General features: G+C 47.5%; 16 protein-coding genes. 12 read left to right on the top strand and 4 right to left on the bottom strand.

All coding sequences use genetic code 11. The annotated features are described in order from the left end of the window. The first annotated feature begins 3 nt into the window (after positions 1-3). Positions 4-1,329 (top strand): hemolysin family protein, encoded by a 1,326-nt coding sequence (locus tag AC1VOR_RS13525; protein ID WP_482618484.1) that lies wholly within the window; start codon positions 4-6, stop codon positions 1,327-1,329. Further along, positions 1,313-1,810, top strand: a complete 498-nt coding sequence (locus AC1VOR_RS13520) for an RNA polymerase sigma factor (protein ID WP_482618483.1) — start codon at positions 1,313-1,315, stop codon at positions 1,808-1,810. The genes AC1VOR_RS13525 and AC1VOR_RS13520 overlap by 17 nt, the downstream gene beginning before the upstream one ends. A gap of 47 nt (positions 1,811-1,857) precedes the next feature. On the opposite strand, the gene AC1VOR_RS13515 is transcribed toward AC1VOR_RS13520, so the two are convergent. Then, positions 1,858-3,771: an oxidoreductase gene (locus AC1VOR_RS13515; RefSeq protein WP_482618482.1), complete on the bottom strand. Its 1,914-nt coding sequence runs from the start codon at positions 3,769-3,771 to the stop codon at positions 1,858-1,860. A gap of 187 nt (positions 3,772-3,958) precedes the next feature. On the opposite strand from AC1VOR_RS13515, the gene AC1VOR_RS13510 reads away from it, so the two are divergent. Then, on the top strand, positions 3,959-4,570 hold the full coding sequence (locus AC1VOR_RS13510) for a TetR family transcriptional regulator (protein ID WP_482618481.1): 612 nt from the start codon (positions 3,959-3,961) through the stop codon (positions 4,568-4,570). A gap of 24 nt (positions 4,571-4,594) precedes the next feature. Here AC1VOR_RS13510 and AC1VOR_RS13505 read toward each other — a convergent pair whose 3' ends face one another. Continuing rightward, on the bottom strand, positions 4,595-5,194 hold the full coding sequence (locus AC1VOR_RS13505) for a DedA family protein (RefSeq protein WP_482618480.1): 600 nt from the start codon (positions 5,192-5,194) through the stop codon (positions 4,595-4,597). Positions 5,195-5,464: 270 nt separating this feature from the next. On the opposite strand from AC1VOR_RS13505, the gene AC1VOR_RS13500 reads away from it, so the two are divergent. The 5 genes from AC1VOR_RS13500 to AC1VOR_RS13480 all read left to right on the top strand — a co-directional run bounded on the left by AC1VOR_RS13500 (position 5,465) and on the right by AC1VOR_RS13480 (position 16,464). Beyond that, the gene (locus AC1VOR_RS13500; RefSeq protein WP_482618479.1) at positions 5,465-7,570 is read left to right on the top strand and encodes an S-layer homology domain-containing protein; all 2,106 of its coding nucleotides are present in this window, start codon (positions 5,465-5,467) and stop codon (positions 7,568-7,570) included. Positions 7,571-7,626: 56 nt separating this feature from the next. Beyond that, entirely contained in the window at positions 7,627-14,970 is a 7,344-nt protein-coding gene (locus AC1VOR_RS13495) for a polymorphic toxin-type HINT domain-containing protein (RefSeq protein WP_482618478.1), read from the top strand. Between the two features lie 15 nt (positions 14,971-14,985). Continuing rightward, positions 14,986-15,309: a hypothetical protein gene (locus AC1VOR_RS13490; protein WP_482618477.1), complete on the top strand. Its 324-nt coding sequence runs from the start codon at positions 14,986-14,988 to the stop codon at positions 15,307-15,309. A 310-nt stretch (positions 15,310-15,619) separates the two neighbouring features. Beyond that, the gene (locus AC1VOR_RS13485) at positions 15,620-16,141 is read left to right on the top strand and encodes a hypothetical protein (protein ID WP_482618476.1); all 522 of its coding nucleotides are present in this window, start codon (positions 15,620-15,622) and stop codon (positions 16,139-16,141) included. Then, a complete protein-coding gene (locus AC1VOR_RS13480; RefSeq protein ID WP_482618475.1) occupies positions 16,141-16,464 on the top strand; it encodes a hypothetical protein in 324 nt (107 codons plus the stop codon). The genes AC1VOR_RS13485 and AC1VOR_RS13480 overlap by 1 nt, the downstream gene beginning before the upstream one ends. 204 nt (positions 16,465-16,668) lie before the next feature. Here the strand turns inward: AC1VOR_RS13480 and AC1VOR_RS13475 are convergent, their stop codons facing one another. After that, positions 16,669-16,938, bottom strand: coding sequence for a hypothetical protein (locus tag AC1VOR_RS13475; protein ID WP_482618474.1), 270 nt, complete (start codon positions 16,936-16,938; stop codon positions 16,669-16,671). A 372-nt stretch (positions 16,939-17,310) separates the two neighbouring features. Here AC1VOR_RS13475 and AC1VOR_RS13470 point away from each other — a divergent pair, with 372 nt between their 5' ends. From AC1VOR_RS13470 to AC1VOR_RS13455, 4 genes are all read left to right on the top strand, one after another. Continuing rightward, positions 17,311-17,439 (top strand): hypothetical protein, encoded by a 129-nt coding sequence (locus AC1VOR_RS13470; protein ID WP_482618473.1) that lies wholly within the window; start codon positions 17,311-17,313, stop codon positions 17,437-17,439. A 135-nt stretch (positions 17,440-17,574) separates the two neighbouring features. Next, entirely contained in the window at positions 17,575-18,162 is a 588-nt protein-coding gene (locus AC1VOR_RS13465; RefSeq protein ID WP_482618472.1) for a TetR/AcrR family transcriptional regulator, read from the top strand. A 110-nt stretch (positions 18,163-18,272) separates the two neighbouring features. Then, a complete protein-coding gene (locus tag AC1VOR_RS13460; protein WP_482618471.1) occupies positions 18,273-19,457 on the top strand; it encodes an MFS transporter in 1,185 nt (394 codons plus the stop codon). A gap of 97 nt (positions 19,458-19,554) precedes the next feature. After that, positions 19,555-20,646: a helix-turn-helix transcriptional regulator gene (locus AC1VOR_RS13455; protein WP_482618470.1), complete on the top strand. Its 1,092-nt coding sequence runs from the start codon at positions 19,555-19,557 to the stop codon at positions 20,644-20,646. Here the strand turns inward: AC1VOR_RS13455 and AC1VOR_RS13450 are convergent. Next, positions 20,634-21,095, bottom strand: a complete 462-nt coding sequence (locus AC1VOR_RS13450; protein ID WP_482618469.1) for an ASCH domain-containing protein — start codon at positions 21,093-21,095, stop codon at positions 20,634-20,636. The two genes, AC1VOR_RS13455 and AC1VOR_RS13450, sit on opposite strands and share 13 nt — an antisense overlap. Positions 21,096-21,270 lie beyond the last annotated feature (175 nt).

Raw genomic sequence — 21,270 nt, 5'->3', positions numbered from 1 at the left:
GGCATGTACGCTTTAAATTTGTTTCTTGTGGCCTTGTTAATTGTGGCTACCGCCTTTTTCGTAGCTGCTGAATTCGCTATTGTCAGGCTAAGGTCCAGCCGTGTTGATCAGATGGTGATGGAAGGTAAGAAGAATGCCTTAGCGGTACAACGGGTTACAAGCAATCTGGATGGGTACTTGTCTGCGTGCCAATTGGGTATCACCATTACCGCACTTGGTCTTGGTTGGTTAGGTGAACCTACGGTAGAGAAAATTTTGCACCCTGTATTTGATCGTTATGGATTGCCAGCAGAGGTTAGCAGCATCCTATCGTTCGGTATTGCCTTTGCCTCGATCACGTTCCTACATGTGGTCCTAGGTGAATTGGCACCAAAAACGGTAGCCATTCAAAAAGCAGAAATGGTCTCGATGATTACCGCTAAACCACTCATTTTCTTCTATAAAGTTATGTATCCATTCATCTGGGTACTCAATGGTTCTGCGAACCGCCTCGTACGGATTTTCGGAATTAGGCCCGCGAAAGAGCATGAAGAAGCCCACTCTGAGGAAGAGCTGCGCATTATCCTGACGGAGAGCTATCAGAGCGGAATGATCAATCAAGCTGAATACGGATATGTAAGCAAGATCTTTGCTTTTGATGAGTTGTTGGCTCGCGAGATTATGGTTCCCCGCACGGATATGATGTGCCTTGATGTGGATATGGATCAGAAGACAGCGCTCCAGATCATGAGAACAGAGCAGTATACCCGCTTCCCTGTGATGAAAGGGAATAAGGATCATGTCATCGGCTTTATTAATACCAAGCAATTGTTCATGCAATTAAGTGAAAATCCGGATTTAGAGATTCACAAGCTGGTTCAGCCGATTCTTTCGGTCTCTGAGGTTATGCCGGTCAAGAATTTGCTGTTACGCATGCAGCAGGAATCTGTTCACATGGCAGTTCTGGTTGATGAATACGGCGGAACCTCCGGGTTGATTACCATTGAGGATATTCTGGAGGAAATCGTGGGTGAGATTCGCGATGAGTTCGATACGGAAGAGAAAGCCGACGTGGAGCAATTAGGAGAACAGCATTATCTGGTAGATGGCAAGGTATCGTTGGAATCGGTGTGTACGCTCATGAATATTGAATTGCTAGATGCAGACCTGGACACGATTGGAGGCTGGGTGTATACACAAAACCCGACTTTGAGAAAAGGTAGCGAGTGGGTTTATGGCGATCTCAAGTTTATCATTCGTGAGAAAGACCGCCATCGGATTCGGAAGCTGGAGATCATGAAGCTGGATATGGGGGAGCAAAGGGGGCTGGAGGATGCGGAAGGAGTCTGAACGTTTGATTCGACGTTTGAAGACCAATGACATTCGCGCTTTTAGAACACTAATCGATATGTATTATGGCCGAGTTTTTGACCTTTGTCTGAGGATTTGCCTGAATACCAATCATGTTCAAGACATGGTGGTGCATACCTTTGTCACGGCCAAGCAGCAGATTCATGAATATGACTTTGCCGTTCCCTTTGATGTGTGGCTATACTCGATTGCAGTATCCAATTCTCTGCAGGTCAGGCATGATGAGGAGCGGGCCAACATTGAAGTGGCAGACGAAGTGGAGCAGTGGCTTCAGCAAATTCCGCTGTATCCCAAGCTCACCTTGGTTCTCAAATCGGTCCATCATTTAACGTTGGAAGAGATGGCCTATGTCTTGAACTGTAAAGTTGAAGCAATAAAAGCTTATTTACGGCAAGGCCGGGAACTGTTGCAGGTACAACATTCAAAGCAGATAAAAGCCGAAATGCTGGTTGGCAGTTAACACAAATTCGCCCTTATCTCCAAATGGAGAGAAGGGCGAATTCACTGTTATTCCATGACTCTTATGGCGTGATAGGCTTCATGAACAGCGTCGATAATTTTACGAGAAGCGACGGCATCACCAACGGTGGTCAGCGACTTCACCTGATCTTCAAGCTGCGCTTCGAGCGAATTTTCGGCCTTGTAGCCTGCGGCAATAATAACTGTATCGCAAGGCAGTTCCTTAATCTGTCCGTCCTGCTCATAAATAACGCGATCTGGCAGAATCTGTGTCACCTTGGCCTGAGCAACGATGCCAACCTGGCGATCGCGCAGCATGTCTCGTAGCGACAGGTCATTGTTCTTGCTGTGGGCGACCGTCTTCAGGATATCATCCAACATCTCGATGATGGTCACCTCGGAGGCGGTCTCCTTCATGAAGGCAGCCGTCTCGCAGCCGACAAGCCCGCCGCCGATAACGACAACCCGGTCGCCGCAGGTGCGTTCCCCAGTGAGATAGTCATTGGACGGATGAGCAAATTCTACGCCTGGAATTGGTGGAATGACACTGGTCGATCCTGTAGCCAGCACAACCTTATCATAGTTGCCACGAATAATTTCCTCGGCGGTAGCTTCTTTACCCAGTAGAACCTTAATGCCCAGCGTGTTGACTTGATGCTCCATGTATTCAATCAACTTTAGCACATCATGCTTAAAGGTAGGGTTACCCGCAGCATGTAGCGTGCCTCCAAGCCTTGCGTTCTTCTCCCATAATTCGACGGTAAACCCACGCTTGGCGGCGGTGATTGCCGCTTCCATACCACCGGGGCCACCGCCAACGACGAGTACGGAACGTGCTTCCGTTGCCGGGGTAAGCTGATAATCGCGTTCAGCGTAGCAAAGCGGATTGACGGCACAATAATAATGCTTACCGCTAAAGCCCCCGAACAGACACTCATTGCAACCGATACAAGGGACGATTTCTTTGTAATCTCCGGCTTTGACCTTGTTGGCCCAATGAGGATCGGCTAGCATCTGGTGCCCCAAGGCGACGAAATCCGTTTTCTCTTCCTGCAGCACCTGCTCTGCAAGATCAGGGTCTTGCAGCTTCCCTTGGCTGATGACGGGAATGCTGACGTTCTGCTTGATGATAGCGGCCACATCAACCTGATGAGCTTCTGGCTCATATACGGTAGAGATTGCCTTGTACCATACCTCGTAACAGCCGACGTCTACATGAAGGGCATTAACGTTTGCCTGTTCGAAGATTTTTGCCATTTCGATCCCTTCGGCAATTTCCCGGCCACCTTCGATTCCATGATAGGCTGTGTATTTCATAATGACGGGGAAGTCCTCGCCGCAATATTTGCGGATAGATTCAATGGACTCCAGGGAGAAACGAAGACGGTTCTCCAGACTACCGCCATACTCATCGGTTCGCTGATTCCAAAGTGACGAGTGGAACTGGTCCATCAGGTAGCCGCCATAGCCGTGCAACTCCACGGCATCTGCACCTGCGGCCTTGGCCAGACTGGCCGAATAACCGATGCGGTCCACCAAGTAGTGAATGTCTTCTTTGCTAAGCGCCTTGCATTTCAGCTTCGGGAACCAGAAGGAATAAGCGTGATCGCTGGCTGAATAAGGAGCATTGTAGGGATCGGTATACACCATTCTTCCGAGTCCCGGCGTAATTTGTACGCATACCTTGGCCCCATGATGATGACATCGTTCAATCATCACCGCCAGCTTTTCGACATGGTGAAAGTTGGATAACTCATTTTCAGGACGTTCTTCAAATTGAGTGGTTGCGATATTGGCTCCGGTAATGATCAGGCCGACGCCGCCCTTCGCCCGTTCTTCAAAATAGTGGATGGCATTGTAGCTGTAGCTACCATCCGGTTCAGGTTTGGTGCCCATGGGAGCCATGACAATACGATTTTTCAGTTTCATACGGCCGATGTTCATCTTTGAGAAAATTTTCACAAATAACTCCTCCTTAAACCTTAGTAATTAAAAATATTACCGAGGTAAAGATAACATGAGCTTCCGAGGATGACAGTGACATATGTGACAGTTGACTTTGGTACCTACTATATTTATTGATATAATCAATTCCAGTGTTCAAGTGTTGCGGAAGTCAAGTGAAACCGTGTGAGAAGAGGGATGGAAGATGAACAAAATGCTTGCCAGAGAGCGGATCTTAGAGACGGCCTACCGTCTTTTTCAGGAAAAAGGGTATGACCATGTCACCATCAATGAAATTTGCGAGCATTGCCAGTTAACCAAGACGGCCTTTTATTATCATTTCGACTCCAAGGAAAGTCTGCTGATGCATTATTATGATGATGTCACCGAGAAGATCAACCAGAAGAGTCTGGCCTTTGTGCTAGCTGATAATTATTGGGAGCAGTTGTTGGTGATTTTCGAGGAAATCCTGGATTCCAGCGATAAGCTGGGCTTGGATATACATAGCCAGCTTTTTATTATGAATTTGAAGGAGGATCGGGGGACTTTCAATTTCAATCGGACCTTGATTGATATCTGTGTAGCGGTGATCGGTAAAGCCCAGAAGGCCGGGCAAATTCGTAATCATGCGGCGGCCCCTGAACTGTTCCAAACGGCGGGTTTTCTATTTACTGGCTATGAAGTGATGTGGTGCATCAAGAAGGGCGGCTTCGATCGCAAGCAATGGGTGCGACAGTCTCTGGAGGTATTGTTTGATGTGGCGCCAGAGCTAGCATCTGCTGAAAGACTGGACGCGGGGCAGATCTTTCGTATCTGATACAAGAGACAACCCGAATTTTTATTAAGTGGTCATGCGTTTCGCTCTCAGACGTTTTAGAACAACGTACAACCCAAAGCCTGCAATAAACAGGATGGCTGCCGGAACGATGTAAGGCTTGATGATTTCGTCCACATGCTCCCACTGCGAGCCCAATTTAAACCCGAGATAAACGTATAAGGAAGTGATGGGAAACATAGCCAAAAAGGTATAAATGCTGAATTTATATACATTCATCTTCGCCATACCGCAAGGGATGGAGATCAGCGTTCTGATGCCGGGGATGAAGCGTCCATAGAATGCTACTCCATTACCGTACTTCTCAAAGAAACGATCCGAAGCCTCCAGGTGCCGGGTGCGAATAAACAGATATTTGCCGTATTTTTCAATCATGGGTCTGCCACCATAGCGTCCAAGAGCGTATAACGTCAATGGTCCAAACGTACCTCCAACCGTTCCGGCGAGAATGGCAAGCCAAAGCTTCATGTCCCCAAGATATACCCAGTACCCCGCAAGCGGCAATACGAGTTCAGCGGGCACAAATTCAAATGATAAGGCAATGACCAAGCCCCCGTACGATAAATCCTTAAAAAATAGTATGAATTCCGTAATCCACTCCGTCATGTTATTCCTCCACGAGTTTATCTCTTCTATTTTAAAATAATATCTGTACAAAACAAAGATTAACAATAGCAGCTAGGGCTTGTCAAAAAAATGTTGCTAAAGCATTAGCTTAGATGAATTTGACGGACCCGTGAATTTCTAAAGTGGGTATTATTTACTAATTAACATAGTGAACCCTTTATTCCCAAACCATACTTCCGATATATATATAAGGCATAAGATTCAGGAATTAGGATCTATGTTTTATGAGGATGGGAGGTATTTGGGAGGATGAACAAGCAAATAGAGAGAACAAAAATCCAAGGCTGGAGAATGGCTGTGCTGCTATGTGGGGCCATTAGTCTCAGTCTGGCAGCAGGAAGTCTGGGAGGTCCTGCGGTAATCTCGGTGCATGCAGCAGAGGATCATGGGACAGCAGCCGCTAATGCGATAAGCCGCTCGAATTCCAGTGTCTTCGTAGGGACAATCGTTTGGCTGAATACGAGCGGGGATGGAGAGCAGCAAATTTATGCGAAAGACGAGTCTTCAGGCACGATTAAGGTGCTTACGAGTCGGAGTTCCGCCAAGGACGTGCCTTCAATCTATGGAACGACGGTGGTTTGGGCAGATAAAGGGAATCAACCCCCAGCTTCCGCCAACTGGGATATTTATAGTTATGACCTGGCCACTGGTGTAGAACGCAAACTCAACAGGAAGGCTGGAGAATACGGTAATCCATCCGTGGATGGAAACGGAGTGGTCTGGGCCGATAACCAGAAATATGGCCGGATGATTTACTACGATGCTGCGACTGGAGCGGAAACCTCGCTCGGTGAGGGACGTTATCCGGTGCTGAATAACGGGCGGGTCGTATACCGCAATGCCCGAGATGGCGGGCTGAGTCTGCTGGAAATAGGTAGTGGTGTGCATCGTCCCTTAGTTACTTTGGGCGGAAGCCACTATGTCGATTGGTTTGTAACGAATGGTGAATATGTGCTGTTCAAACAGAAGAATGGAAGTCTGGAAAGCAAATATGGCCTGATCTCTCTTCAGGCTCCGTTGGCGACTCCACAAGATTTGACGCCTATGCGTGCCAAGAGCGAGGAATATGCATTTATGTCCATGGGCGAATCACAGGCGGTATTTCTAGTGAATGAAGGTGGACAGCCTGTATTGCAGGGAGTCAATTTGGCCACGGCCAAGGTATATGCTGTGGGGCAGTCCGGGGCTGGCAAGCAATACATAGGATTTAACGGTGACCGTCTCCTGTATGCTGGGGCCGACGGCTCGCTGGGTTCGGTGAATTTGGGTGAAGGCTCTACAGGCCCGATCACGGAACCCGGAACAGGTGGAGGTACGACTCCGTCGCCCGGCTCGAGTAGCGGGAATTCAACGGGAAATTACCCTAATGATCATCAAACGACCCTGACGGAGAACAAGTTCTTGGTAGGGCCGGAAGGTGGGAAGATTAGCATCCAGGATGGTCGGCTCCATCTGGACGTGCTCCCGGGGACATTTGACAAGGAAATGGAGATTCGTGTGTCTGAAATGGAGCATGCCGGATATCCGCTGGTTGATGAGTTGGGCCGCAGGCTGGAGGCGGCGGGAGCCATCTGGGAGATTCAGACTGAGGCTACCTGGAATAGAGAAGCCATGCTGTCCTTAGCTACTGACGATGGCGATTGGGCTGAACTGCGAGAAAAGCTCGGCGTGTATCAGTACCAGGCAGAGCTTGGCTACTGGACTTATATAGGTGGAATTACGGGTGGATTGGCGGATTCTCATGTACAGGCACAGGCACGTATCGATGCACCGGGAACTTATGCCGTATTGCTGCGGCAGGTGAGCTTTGAAGATGTGCCTGCGAGCCACTGGGCTGCGAAGCAAGTAGAGGTACTGGCTGCCCGCGGTATCGTGAACGGGAGGGAGAAGGAGCGCTTTGCTCCTAAGGCTACATTAACGCGTGCGGAGTTTAGCAAAATGCTGGCGGGAGCGTTAGGCATTGCACCTGTTACACCAGAGCAGCCAACCTTCCGGGATGTGGATTCTACCAAATGGAGCTATGGCTGGGTGGAAGCTGCGGCGGCGGCAGGGATTGTGGAAGGCAGCGGAGGTTTGTTTGCGCCGGAAGCTGCGCTCACGCGTGAGCAGATGATGGCGATGCTGGTTCGAGCCGCTCAGGAGAAGCTTGGGGAAGAACAAGCCCGGGATGACGTAGTGGACCGATTTGCAGATCGCGATGCCATTAGTGGCTGGGCTTTGCCATTGACCCGGCAGGCGGTGGCCTGGCAACTCGTAGAGGGCAGCGGCGATCTGATTCAGCCACGGGCAACAACGACCAGGGCGGAAGCGGCGGTTGTGATCTATCGCTTGCTGGAACGTATCGGAGAATTGTAATAGAGGTAGTTCGAACACGCACTAATAATAGAAACAGAACGGAGAGGTTTAGGGCCATGAATTCCACAAAGAACTTATTCCATCTATGGCGCTCCATTCGGACGAGGCCACTACTTATCAGCCTATTGGTTGCTATCTTACTGGCGACATCTATTCCCTGGGTTCCGGGGATGGATGTGCCTACGGCGAGTGCTTCGACCAATATGCGCATTTCGCCAAGCGAGATTAATACCGATTTGGGAGAAAAGACTGTGATCAGCTTTAGCTTCAGTGCTGCGGATGATGGACAAGCAGAGCATGAGGTGAACATTCATCTGGTTACGCCGGGCAAAAACGGAGGATCGCCACAACTGGGTCAACTAATTGCCAGCGGCAAGTACCGGACGAAAAATGCTCAAGGGGAATACATCGTACACGAGGTAGAGTGGGATGGCACCATTGGTGGTGTGGCTTTGCCAGAGGGCAAGTACCACATCGCTGTGTCGCCTGGCGATTACAACGGAAGTGGTGTTTATTACGGCCAAATTGGCAGCTTTGAAATTGTGAACAGCACGCAGCCTAAAGCGCCGGCTTCTATTGCGATTGAAGCAGGAGCCTCGGGAAGCGCGGTGGTCAAAGGAACCGCAGAAATCGGTTCGACGGTAACCCTGGAGGTACGGGATGCCGAAGGTAAGCTGGTCGATAGCCGTAGTGGGCTTACGGTTAATGCCCAAGGCCAGTGGAGCGACTTGCTTAACCTGGCTGCAGGTCAGAGGTTCCAGCTTGCTGCTCGCAGTCAGCGGGATGGCAAAACTTCCAGCTATTCCGAGATCAAGGGAGTGCTTCGCTACGTTGTACCAACCTATCCTGTTACGTGGCGTGCCTTGGCTGGTTACTACTACAAAGCTGATTCGACGGCTTCTGTCCATGCCAGAGCACAGGAAATCGCTGCCTGGAACGGTCTGGGCAACGTCAATGCCTCCGATACCGTAACGGGTACTTCAGTTTTGCTGATTAATCCACAGGCTGAAGGTGCGCTTGCGGAAGGGGATTTGGAACAATTTACAGCCGAAGCAGTGAAGAAGCGGCTGCGTATCGTCAATCCTTCCTGGAGTGATATAGTGGAGCCTGCACGGGGGGATTTTGCCTATTCAACCGATACGCTCGCCTTGCCTGCGCTTATGCCGCTCAGCTTCGGTGTGGCTTATCTCAGTCGTGATCCTTATATCGGAGGAAGCGGGCTGGGCTGGCATCATTCCTATGAATGGCGCCTTACTCCGGTAGATGGCAAGCAGGAGCTTATGCAACCGGACGGGGCGCGGTTTGAGTTTGTTCCTCTGGCGGGAGGAAGCTATCTGACTCCGGCAGGGACGGATTGGAGCCTGCGCCAAAGCGGAAATGGTCATGAGCTACAGACTCCCCAGGGGATGACGTATCTTTTTGACACAGACGGGCTATTGACTTCGATTCGTGATTTGAATGGCAATGAGATTACGCTAACCTACCAAGGCGAGCACTTGCAGCAAGTCACGACAGATGGAGCTTCGCTTACGCTGACTTATAACGGCAGCGGGCAACTCGCTGCGGTGAGTGATCATACGGGACGGAAGCTGGAATACGGCTATGACGGAGCCGGAGATATGGTTTCTTTTACCGATGTGGATGGAGCAGTGACGAAGTTTGGTTATGATGGCGCGCATCATGTTATCTCGGTGACGGCTCCGGGGCAGACCGCGGAGATGCGGGTCACTTATGACGAGGAGCAGCGAGTCACGAGCCTGACGGATTTTTATGGGTCTACGGAGAAGGCTGATTACAGCGGTAAAGTAGCTCCGGTTGTGCGTGAGGAAGAGGATGAAGCGGTAGCCATTGACCCGAATCATAGGCGGGACATTGCAGAATCGGACGTGGTCCTTCTGTCGGGAACGATGCATAATTTACGCAACGCTCCGCCGCATCAGATTGTTCCGGGGCTTAAGCCGGTTATCAGCAAATATCTGGATAGTTTGACCGAAGGCATTCGCAAGCAAGCGGATAGTTTTGAAGCTTCTGCTTCCTCCGGGGTGGCAGGAGATATGGAGTCTGTACAGAAGCTAGTGTCAGCTAGTGGTGGCAGTGGTCCTGTAATCGTGCGAGCAGGTCAATTAAATGTGGAAGAGGGGGTTACTTTAGGTAGCCCCAGTAAGCCGGTCATTTTGATTGCCGATGGGATGAACACCAATCAAGAGATGACGATCTCCATTTATGGGACGCTGATCTTGAAGCAGGGCATGAACGCCAACACCAAGCTGAATTTAAATGCTTATCAGGTGGGCGGGAAATACGGGAATATTTGGAGCAACGGAACAATTCACCTGAACAATGATTCCACAGTTCAAGTGGACGATACGCTATATGCAGGCGTTCTAACCTATAATAGCGGACAATTGACGGTGGATGCGCAGTCCGTCATCGTGCGTGGCGATTTGTCAATCAATACCAAGGTCACGATGAACCTGGCCAAAGAGATGGTGCTGGGAGGAATCGTTTCTAACAACCTGATTGCGGATTTGAACATGACTCAGGGGGATTTGTTCGTCCGGGATAACGTTCATGTCAACAACCAGATGTCGGTGAAGGCTGGAGGCGTGTTCGCCATTGGCGGGGATATGGTTCCCAACCAGACTCCAGTTGTTCGTGCTGGCGTGGGGAATGGCAAGACCAGTCTGACTTATCCCGAAACGCAAAGATTAACGGGCCAGGAGCCGAACTATTCCGAACTGGCGGAAGAGGCCAGAGGGAAAATCGTAATGCCTGCCACGATCTCGGCCACATTGCTGTCGGTCAGCGAGACCAAGCGGACGGATGCGCGGGGATATGCCACGGCGTATACGTGGGGCGACCGCTTCCTGTTATCGGAGCTTCGGCTGCCGGACGGCTCGAACTGGCAATACGACTATGATGCCGCGCATCGCTTGGCTGCCGTTACGGATGGAAATGGCTATCGAACGACGGCAAGCTATGATGCGAGAGGTAATAAAATCATGGTGGCGGATGGCAATCGGCAGTCTACCGTTATGCGGTACAATACCCGCAATCTTCCGTTGGAAATCATCAATGCAGTAGGGCAGTCGACGGCGTATAGCTATGATGCGGCAGGCAATCTCATTACCGAAGAGGACGCCCTTAGTCATCGGGTGAGCATTGCCAGAGACAGCCGCGGAGTACCTACCGAGGTGATTGATCCCCGCGGAGGTAAGACGCAATATACGCTGGATGCGGCGGGGTTTGTTAGCTCCATCAAGGACCCGTCCGGATATCGGATAGACCTTGGCCGTGATGAGCTTCATCGCGTGGTCTCCACCCGGGATAACCAAGGGAGCCTGGAAGAAGTAACGTATGATGCCAAGGGAAGAATTACGACTAGTCGGGATGCGTTGCAGCAACTGGAGGAATGGCAGTACGACGGCAGCGGTAACCTGAAGGTGATCAAAGACCCGAGCGGTGCTGAGGTTTCCTTCGGCTATGACGTTTATCGTATGGCTTCGGTGAAGGACCCGCTGGGACATCTTAGCGAAAGCAAGTATGACGTGGCAGGTAATCTCGTTGAAGAACAAGACGGCAATGGTGGGGTGAGTAAGTACAGCTACGACAGCATGGGCCGTATCGCCGAAATTACAGATGCCGACGGTACCAGCACCAGCTATGCCTATGATAACAACGGCCAAATGTCTGCGATGACGGACGGCAACGGTCATACGACACAATACACTTATAATCATGCAGGGCAAGTGCTGACGGTGAAGGACGAGCTTGGCATGGTGGCGCAGTACAAGTATGATGCGGCTGGCCAATTAGTCAAGGAAACCGACGCCTTGGGCAATAGCACATGGTACAAATATGATGATGCCGGCAGATTGATTGAACAGACGGACGCACTTGGTTATGTCACAACCTATGCTTACGATGCTGCAGGCAATCAGATAGAGACTACTCTGCCGGATGGTAGTGTATGGTCGACAACGTATGATGAACGTGGACTTTCCAAGAGTATGATAGATCCATTGTCCCGCGAGACAACCTTGAATCGTGATGCCCGTGGGCAAGTCATCTCTTATACCGATGCGGAAGGACAGGCCACGGAATATCAATATGATGCACTCGGTCGAACCACGCTGATTCGCAATGCCTTGGGCTTTGAGACCAAGTATACCTATAATGCGCTCGGTCAAGTGGCAGAAATGGCCGATGCCAAGGGGCAGCTTACGAGATTCAACTATGATGTGGCCGGTCAATTGACCGGAGTGGTGGATGCAGCAGGCCAAACCTCATCTTACACTTACGATGCCTTGGGCAATGTCCTAACCAAAATGAATCCGTTAGGGGCTGTAACCAGCTATAGCTATAATGGACGCGGGTTGGTAGAGCGGACGACAAATCCATTGCAAGAGATTACGTCCATCTCCTATGACGGCAACGGTAATGTGAAGTCGATGATCGCTCCGGATAACACAACAACCCAATATGGCTATGATCCGCGGAACCGACTTGCCACGATTCAATATGGAGACGGCCAGCAGGTGAAGTACGGATACGATCTGGCGGATCGCCGCCTTACGATGGACGACGCTACGGGACAAACACGTTATAACTATGACGCATTAGGCCGTTTAACGGAAATGATTGATCCACGCGGGCAAAATGTCCGTTATGAGTGGACGCCAACGGGCCAGCGTAGCCGAATGATTTACCCGGATAACAGCTCCGTTGTTTATGAGTATGATTTGGCGGGGCAAATCAGCAATGTCAAGGATGGTCAGCAGCAGACAACTCGTTATACGTACAACGGGAATGGACAAGTTGTTAGCCGGAATTTACCGGGTGGAGAAATGAGCAGCTATGAATACGACCGCCTTGGTCAACTCACTGGAATTACACATCGGAATGCAGGAGGAAGTCTGCTCGAACAGCTAAGTTATGTGTACGACCCGGTGGGCAATGTGATTCACAAGGAACGACAGGAGCAAGGCAAGGATGAGGATCGACCTCAAGACACGCCGAAGTTGGCTGATGTTGAGGATTACACTTATGATGCTCTGAATCGTTTGGTTGAGGTGCAACACCTGAACGGTTCCTCCAGGGTGTCTTATGCCTACGATGCCGCAGGCAACCGTTTGGAGAAGAGTGAGACGCGTCAAGGGATTACCGAAATAGAGCAATATACGTATGATCTCGCGAACAAGCTGGCCCATTGGGAAAAAGGTGCGGACTATAAGAATTACACTTATGATTTGCGTGGTAATTTGCTACAAGTGGATGGCGTCGATAGTGCTGCGGCACGGATGCGTATGGCTTGGAGTGTGCCACAAGATGTATATGGCGTACCGCAGGACGTGTATGGCAGTACAAATAATCATGAAACTATGAATGGCAGTGGCCTACTGCCAAATTTAGGTGGAGCACCGGATGTATTGGGCGAAGTTAACCCACTTGCCGATGTGCTGTCCGATCCGAACCAGCTTGGCGTGCCTGCTCAAGTGTACGGCCCGGGGGGCTGGAATGATTTTGATCCGCTTGACTCACTCGTTGATCCACTTATGGCTGCAGCACTCGCTGGACCTGGAGTCCTCGAAAGCTATGAATGGGATGCGGCTGATCGCTTGGTTCATCATACGAACCCGGCGGGCGATCAAACTGAATATTGGTATGATGGGGATAACAACCGGATTTATGTGGGTAACACGGTAGGTACAGGTAGTGTGCAGGCTCTTTATCCAACCGGACATCCTGCTGGAGGGGTTACGGGTTGGGAAGCTCAGTACAAGAAGCAAAGTAGTGAAATCTACTTCACCTACGATATTACGAGTGCTTTGCCAGAACCTTTGTATGCTACGGACGATAGCGGTACGAAATGGAAGCAGAGCTACGTCTACGGGGCAGCCGGAGAGCGACTGAGCATGAGTTACCTACCGAGTGTGGATGCAAATTACGACTGGGAACCTGCTCCGGGAGCCAGTGGAGCCGCACCCAATACCAAGCCGGAAACGTTATTTTACTTAAGTGATATGCTGGGCAGTCCATTGGCCTTGTTAAATGAGGACAGTGAGGTCGCACTCCGCTATCATTACGATGAATTCGGCAACCCGGAACAACCAGAGAAGTTCGATCTGAATTATCCTGGACCTGACAACCTGTTCGGCTATACAGGGTTGGGCTACGATGCCGCCAGCGGCCTATCCTATGCCCGCGCCAGATACTTCGACTCCGGCATCGGCCGATTCGTCAGCCAGGACACCTACCCAGGGGAACTGACCAATCCGCAGAGCTTGAATTTGTATGGGTATGTGGAGAATAATCCGTTGGTTTATACAGATCCAAGTGGACATTATAGTTTCAATGCACATTGGAATGTCTCATTAGGACTTAAAGACTTCTTTATAGAGAGTCGCATTGATACAGCAACCTATTTATTTAAGTCCGATACTTATAAAGATGCCTATGCTCTTGCAGAAGGTTTATTGACGGGTGCTATAACAGTACAAGAGATAGTCAAGGCTGTGGGGAAAGAGTATATTGCCCCCTTTGAATATGTGTATAAGCATGGCGACCATGTCATTAATGGTAAACCTACTAAGGACGAAGCGTACTCCTTCGGTTATAAATTGGGCGAGGCCATCGATACTATTGGAACCAGTGTAGCCGGAATGAAGCTTCTCAAAAAGAAGGGAATTGGCAAATGTAATTGTTTCACCGCTGGAACTGAGGTACTCACAGATGAGGGTGAAAAGCCGATTGAGGAGATTGAGGTCGGTGATAGGGTTCTTGCAAAGTCTGACGAAACAGGGGAAGTGACGTATAAAGAGGTACTGGGTCTGTTCCAAAAGCAAGCTGATGAGATTTACTATGTCCACATCGGAGACGAAATTATAGAGGTTACAGGTGAGCATCCGTTCTGGTTGAAAGACAAAGGATGGACGTTTGTTAAAAACTTAAAAGTTAACGATTTGCTTGTTTCAAGTGATGGTTCTACAATGGCAATAGATAAGATTGAGAAAGAGTCGCTAGAAGCAAAAGTATATAATTTTGAGGTAGCGGATTTCAATTCTTATTTTGTATCGAACCTTGGGATTTGGGTGCATAATTGTGCTGTTAAGAAAAATCCTTTTGATTTAACAAATGCCAATGTATCTAAATGGAATAAGGGGAGTTTTGATTCTTCAGGGGACTCTGCAATATCCCATTACAAGAAGCATGGTACTGAAGTGGGCGCAGAGGATGTAGCTCAGTACATCAGGAAAGCTGAGGGTTTTTCTCAGAACTTGCGTGGTGCTACTAAAAGTTATGTAGACGGAGCAGTTGAGGGAGCAATTAGGTATAAGAAGAATGGGAAATATATTGATATAGCTCCTGACGGTACAATTATCTCCTTTGGAAAATCATAATACGGTGGTGATTTTTTGGAACAGTGGAAATCTGTAATCATACAGGGAATTGCGAGGATTGAGAAATGCGTTGCAGAATTTCAAGTATGGGAGCTGAATAAAACTCCTTTTGGAAAATTCAAGGTTAAAATTTACGAAAGGCCTGATGGTACATTTGCAGGCTATACTAATATTCAACTTAAAAGTCTTGAGGATAATTCGGCAGAATGTGGCGTTGGGTATGGGAGTACGATAACAGAAGCATTGGAAGATACAGTAAAATATTTCTTGGATTTGCTTAAGGCTAGAGAAACTCTAGATGAAGGTGATTTTGATTGGGCACATCCTGATGATTTTTAATTAACTGACCTCATGAGGGAAATCTTTCCTTCATGAGGTTTCTTTTTACCTCTGTCCAGTGCGCAAAGGTCTTAAGGGAAAAGATATTGGTTCTATCCCGGACATAACAACCACAACACTGGGTGAATTTAGAAAGCAAAATCCTAATTTTAAATTCGTAGATTATGAAGAGATGTTCTACGAGGCGCAACAATATTACTCACTATGGTACAGTGGCTCTAAAGCTTTTCAGCGGTTGGATCCAGCCTCATTAAGCCATAGTTCTTACGTCGTATTTGAACTTTACTCGCTGCGTAAGGAAGGTAAAGATTTGTCTAAACTTACAATAGGTGAGTTAGATGAAATGAGTTTTAAGATGTCTAGTACCTGGTTTAAGATAGACTCAGCGGCTTTGCTTGTGTATGGCGGAGCAACTATATATAAGGCGACGAATAAATTCAAAGAGGTTGAAGTTGTTGGTCCAAACAATAGGTTGACAGAATTGGACGAAATTGATATTAATAGCAAAACTATTTTTGAAGATAAGAGTGCTTCGGGTTTATACATGTCGAATCCGACTGTACCACAAACCGAACTACAGTGGGCAAAAAAACAAATTTATAACAAAACGGTTAACAGAATTGATACCATTCAAAATGCATCCGCAACAAGACCTACAACAAATGGAAGCCAAAATGTTCCGTCAGTCAGCGATATTCAGAGCATTAATAACTATGTATTTAGAGTAAACGCTGACACTCCTGCTTTAAGAACAGCGGTTCAGAGTCAGATCAACCAACTTAAAATTAAATACCCGAGCTATAACTTTTCAGCTCAGTTTGGAGGCTCATAATGTCAGTCAGTGTATTTAGAATGAATCAAGAAGATGATTCATTTGAACTAGGTTTTGAAATACCAATTTCACGCGAAGAATTCTTTGTGAAGTTTTGGCAAACTGCTATAAATGAGTTGGGGATTATCGGTATTCAGAATGGGATAGAGTTAAGAAAAGAGCAGTTGGAATCTACACTTTTGGAGTTAGAGCAGTTAAGAAAATGGGCACAATCTAACTTACAGCATAATGATTTAAAATACATGGTTTCCAGGGTGGATTTGCTCATAAAAGAGTTGCCATTAGCATTTAAAACGGACGACACCGTTTTATGGATTGGTTAACTTTGTGTTAAAGAATAACCTTGAGGGCTTCTTGCTCTTCAAGGTTATTTCTTTGGTGGAGCTACCCAGATGCCCCAATAACATTCGACCTATAACACAACTTGCAAGAGTACAATATTCATCAGCAGAACAATAGTTTCGCTTACACCTTACAAGGAAAACTAGATTTTGATGAAGGGACTTTAGAAATAGGTAGTATAACTTTTAAAATTGATAGTAAGTTCCTGATGGATTATGGTTATCTGCATGAACAATATGTACAAATAGGGGTAGACCGATTAACCGTTGATTTTTTGAATAACTAAATGTATGAACCTTGATTGGCTTAATGCCTTTCATGGTTTCTTTTCTATGAAAGGATATTAAATCCGCAGCTCCGCCCGGTGTAAAAAGAGATGTTCTATGAGGCGTAACAATATTACTCACTATGGTACAATGGCTCCAAAGCTTTTCAGCAGTTTGATTAAGCTTCATTAAGCCATAGCTCTTAAATGAGTTTTAAGATATCTAGTAAAGGATCTAAGATAGACTATGCGGCTTTGCTTATGTATGGCGGAGCAACTATGAAGGGGATGGGTAATGGTGGCACCTCAATAGAGATATTTACAAGCTGATACAAGAAAAGCGGCACAAAGTCTGCTTCAAAATGGAGAGATTAGCTTATCCAATTTAAAGTCGATAATTCCATCGAAAGTCCCAAACACCTTTGTTAAAACAAGTTCCATTACAGATGGAGCAAAGTATGAGTTTTTACTTGCTGATGGTTAAAAGGTAATTATTTGATGGAACATGGACAAAAAATCAGTCTTTAAATGAAGCTCACATTCCTATAAAGGGGAAATGAAAATGAACCTTAAAGAAATTGAGAAATTACCGGATATAATGCCAACAGAGGCGTTAGCATTAATGTTTCATAATTTATTAGTTGAGCGTGCACTAGGGAATATTGATAAACAAGAGTTCTTAAGAATATAAAGTTTATAATTAAACGGTATGTGTAACAATGGCTGTGGAGGCGACAATCCTCGAAGTTATCTTTGCATTCCCCACCCACACCCGTTATAATTAAACCAAACGGTCGGTTTATTCGATTTATTTGGAGGGGATGCCATGAGCACGCCTAAAGGTTCGGAGAAGCGAAGCATGATTCTAGACCAGGCGTTGGAGCTTTTTGTGCAGAAGGGATATGCGGCTACGTCGATGGAGGATATTGTTAAGCACACGGGGGTTAGCAAGGGCAGCATTTATTACCACTTTGCCAGCAAAGATGATTTGTTTGTGAGCATGGTTGAGAAGATCAACCGGGAATGGGTGGATGAGTGGGTTGAGATTCGCGGCCAACTCCCTGATGTCGAGAGCAGATTGCTGGGCGCAAGCTTACACTTTGTGAACAGCTTCCAGAGCCCCCTGACGAAGGTGGCTGAAGAGTTCTCAATGAATGCGCAAGAGGGCTATCAGGGAGTGTATGATCGGTTGATTGAGATATCTATGGTGCAGATTGAGGTATTTACCGAGATCCTCCGGGAAGGCATGGAGCAGCAGTTGTTTGCTGAGGGCCATCCGGAGCGATTGGCGGTGTTGTTCACCAGTATGTTGAGCGGCTTGTCCATTTATCCTCAGGTGTTCCCGGAAAAAGAGATAGAGCGGCACACGAAAGAAGCGGTGGATGTGTTATTGAGTGGAATTAAGCGGCGTTAAATGAAGCGGAGTCTGTTCGCGTTCGTCAACTACATGTCGGGCAGACCCGCTCATATTTTGGATATATTTAAACCGAACGGTCGGTTTTATGAGGAGAGGGAGGCAGTAAAATGAAAGAATTGTTGCGAAATCGGGTGTTTCTACTAGTTATGGCTTCGGATGTATTGCAGCAGGTGGGGATTTGGGTGCGTAATATGGCTTTGCTGTATTATGTGGTGCAGCAGACCCAAGGTGACCCGGTGGCGGTATCTTTGCTTACTGTAGTGGAATACACGCCGATATTTTTATTTTCCATAGTGGGCGGTGTATTAGCCGATCGTTGGCGGCCCAAACGTACCATGCTTTGGGGCGATATATTAAGCTTTCTCTCCATTGTGCCCATTCTATTTGTGGTGGCATGGGGTTACTGGCAAGCTGTGTTCGTTGTGACGATGATTTCCGCTATTGTGTCTCAATTTTCCCAACCTTCCTCAGCCAAGTTGTTTAAAACCCATGTTCCAGAAAAGTCGTTGACGTCGGCAATGGCAATGACTCAAATGGTTAGCTCGTTGTTTATCATATTAGGGCCTATCCTTGGTACCTTTGTTTACTATACTTTCGGAGTTATGGTCTCCTTGGGCAGCCTGCTGGTGATCTTTGCGCTGTCTGCTTGCTGTTTGTTCTTCATGCCGGATTCGCCTCGCTCGATGGAGAGGTTGTCCTGGCAAACCGTGATTAAGGATTTTCGTGGGGGAATAAGCTACATGCGCGAACATGCCAATTTGAAAGTGTTGCTGGCGATGTTTGGTATTCTGGCTTTGGGAGCCGGGTTGACTGCTCCGCTGGACATTTTTCTCGTTACGGAAAGGTTGGGTCTAGCAGAAGCGGACTTGCAGTGGTTTACGGCATTGTCCGGTGTGGGCCTCTTGATTGGAGCAATCATTGCCGCCGGCCTATCCGGTCGTCTGAAGGGCAAGGGAGTGGTGTTTGCCGGACTAATTTTGTTGGGGGTAGGCACGATGGTTGAGGTGTGGTCCGTCTGGCCTGTGCTGACAGGCGGGATGCGACTGATTACTGGACTGTTTCTGGCTTTGACTCAGACCGTGATTGGTACGTATATGCTAACTTTGGTGCAAGCTGAATACATCGGACGGGTTAACGGCCTAATCACTCCTGTATTCACGGGTTGCACGCTGATTGGAACCGGGTTCTCCGGGATGCTGGTCGCCCAAAGCTCGCTTATTTTTGTCTACATGCTTGCGGGTGTAATTCTGATACTATCGGCTTTGGTTGCGTTACGGCTACGCTTCAACTAAGGGAGTATACCAGCGGAGGAGTCAGTCATGATCGCAATTAATATCAAAGCAGAACCGCCTGACTATGTTAATCTATTCATCGAAAGGAGCCTGTGACATGATGCAATTTGAACTTGAAAAGGCGATTCGGTACGTTGAAGCCAATTTGGAGAATGATCTCTCTTTGAATGAGGTAGCTCAGCACTGTAACTACTCACCCTACCACTTCTCCGTATTGTTCCATCAATATTTCGGTGAAACCCTGAAAAGCTATATCAAAAAACGCCGTCTTACCCGTGCAGCAGAGCATCTTAAACATACGGAGATCAGTATTCTCCATATTGCCATAAAATACGGTTATTCATCGCAGGAGGCCTTTTCTCGTGCTTTTACGGATCTGTTTGGGATCACGCCCCACAAATATAGACAGACACAAGTTCCCATTCAAGAAACGAATCAAAAAACCAATTCACCATTTTATGAGAAGGGGAGCGAGACGATGAATGCTACAATTAAAAAGTTGCAAGAGAAAATTGAAGCCAAGGCCGAATATCCCGTAAACATTCTCCATATCCTCAATGGCTCCCAGATGCTTAATAAATTCAAGACCAATAAGCTGATGAATAGTAAAGCAACCTATGTGTCATTTAATGAGGCGATGTGCTGGGGTGAAGCGGACACAGAAATATTCTCGCAATCTTTTATAGATAAGCGGGTTAAATCATTACGAACGACAGAGGAAGGGTACCGAGGAATTGTAATTGAGGCGCTAAAGCCTTTGTTTGAGGAGAAGTTTGACATTATTGTCTTGTGGTTTGGCGATGATATGTTCTGCCAGATGAACTTAATAACGATCGTTGCGTATCTGGAGCAAATGGGGTATAGCGGCGATGTGCTGTTTTGTATGGCCCTGGAAAGAACCGATGAAATGCTGGATGAAGCCTATGAGCTGGATATCAACGGTTACCTGGAGGTTTATAAGGCAGCTATAGTTAACCACCAAAAACCAGCTTCCCAGACGATGCCCGTCACTTATCAAGCCATTAACATGTATTTGACTTATAGAGAAGAGCAAGGCCCGATCGTAAAGTACATCAGGAGCCATACAGGTGATGAAAACCTCATCAACAGCTTGTTGAACCGATTTCCCGAATACGGGCTCGGCGATTTGCAGTACCACTGGCTGATTGAGGAGTATCAACCCTCGTAAATATCAACCACTTTGAAATTTTGACATACCAACAACATATCCGGGGAAAAGGAGAGGCCGTAGAGTCCCAGTTCCCAGGTGAAGAATTTTTCATGTTCTGCATACCAATAGGAATAGCTTAAGTCGCCTTCTCCTTCGGACTTGGCAAACTCTTCGGTCACTTTGTTCATCGGGATAATCTCTATGTTGGTATACTGAATAATAGCTAGCGGACGATTTTGCCCATCCAAGACAATATCATATTGTCCAATTTCGGGGTAACTTTCATTTTCCAATTCATAGACTTGTAGAGATGCGCAGGTCCCTGTCTTGATGCCTTGTACTACCAAGTCGCCTAATTCATTGCCCATTTGCGCTGTCCCATCCCCAAACATCCAGGAATCGGGCGTGTTCGACACTAGTTGATTTTGCTGTACGAATCGTCTCCAATATTGCTCTACTTCACTCATAATGACACCTTCCTTAACCAGGATATGCCGCTTTTGCTCCAAGCCGGAGTCAGGCACAGCATTTTATATAGTTTACCTTCAATCATGGAGTATTAGCTATATCCGATTATAGCCGCTTGTTGTAGACAATTTTAGATATTATACTTATAAAATATTTAAATTGGACGCAATTGGT

The sequence above is a fragment of the Paenibacillus sp. 1SOY10 genome (assembly GCF_056836745.1).
Note: the sequence above shows the minus strand (reverse complement) of the source record. Positions and strands in the feature narration are given on the sequence as shown.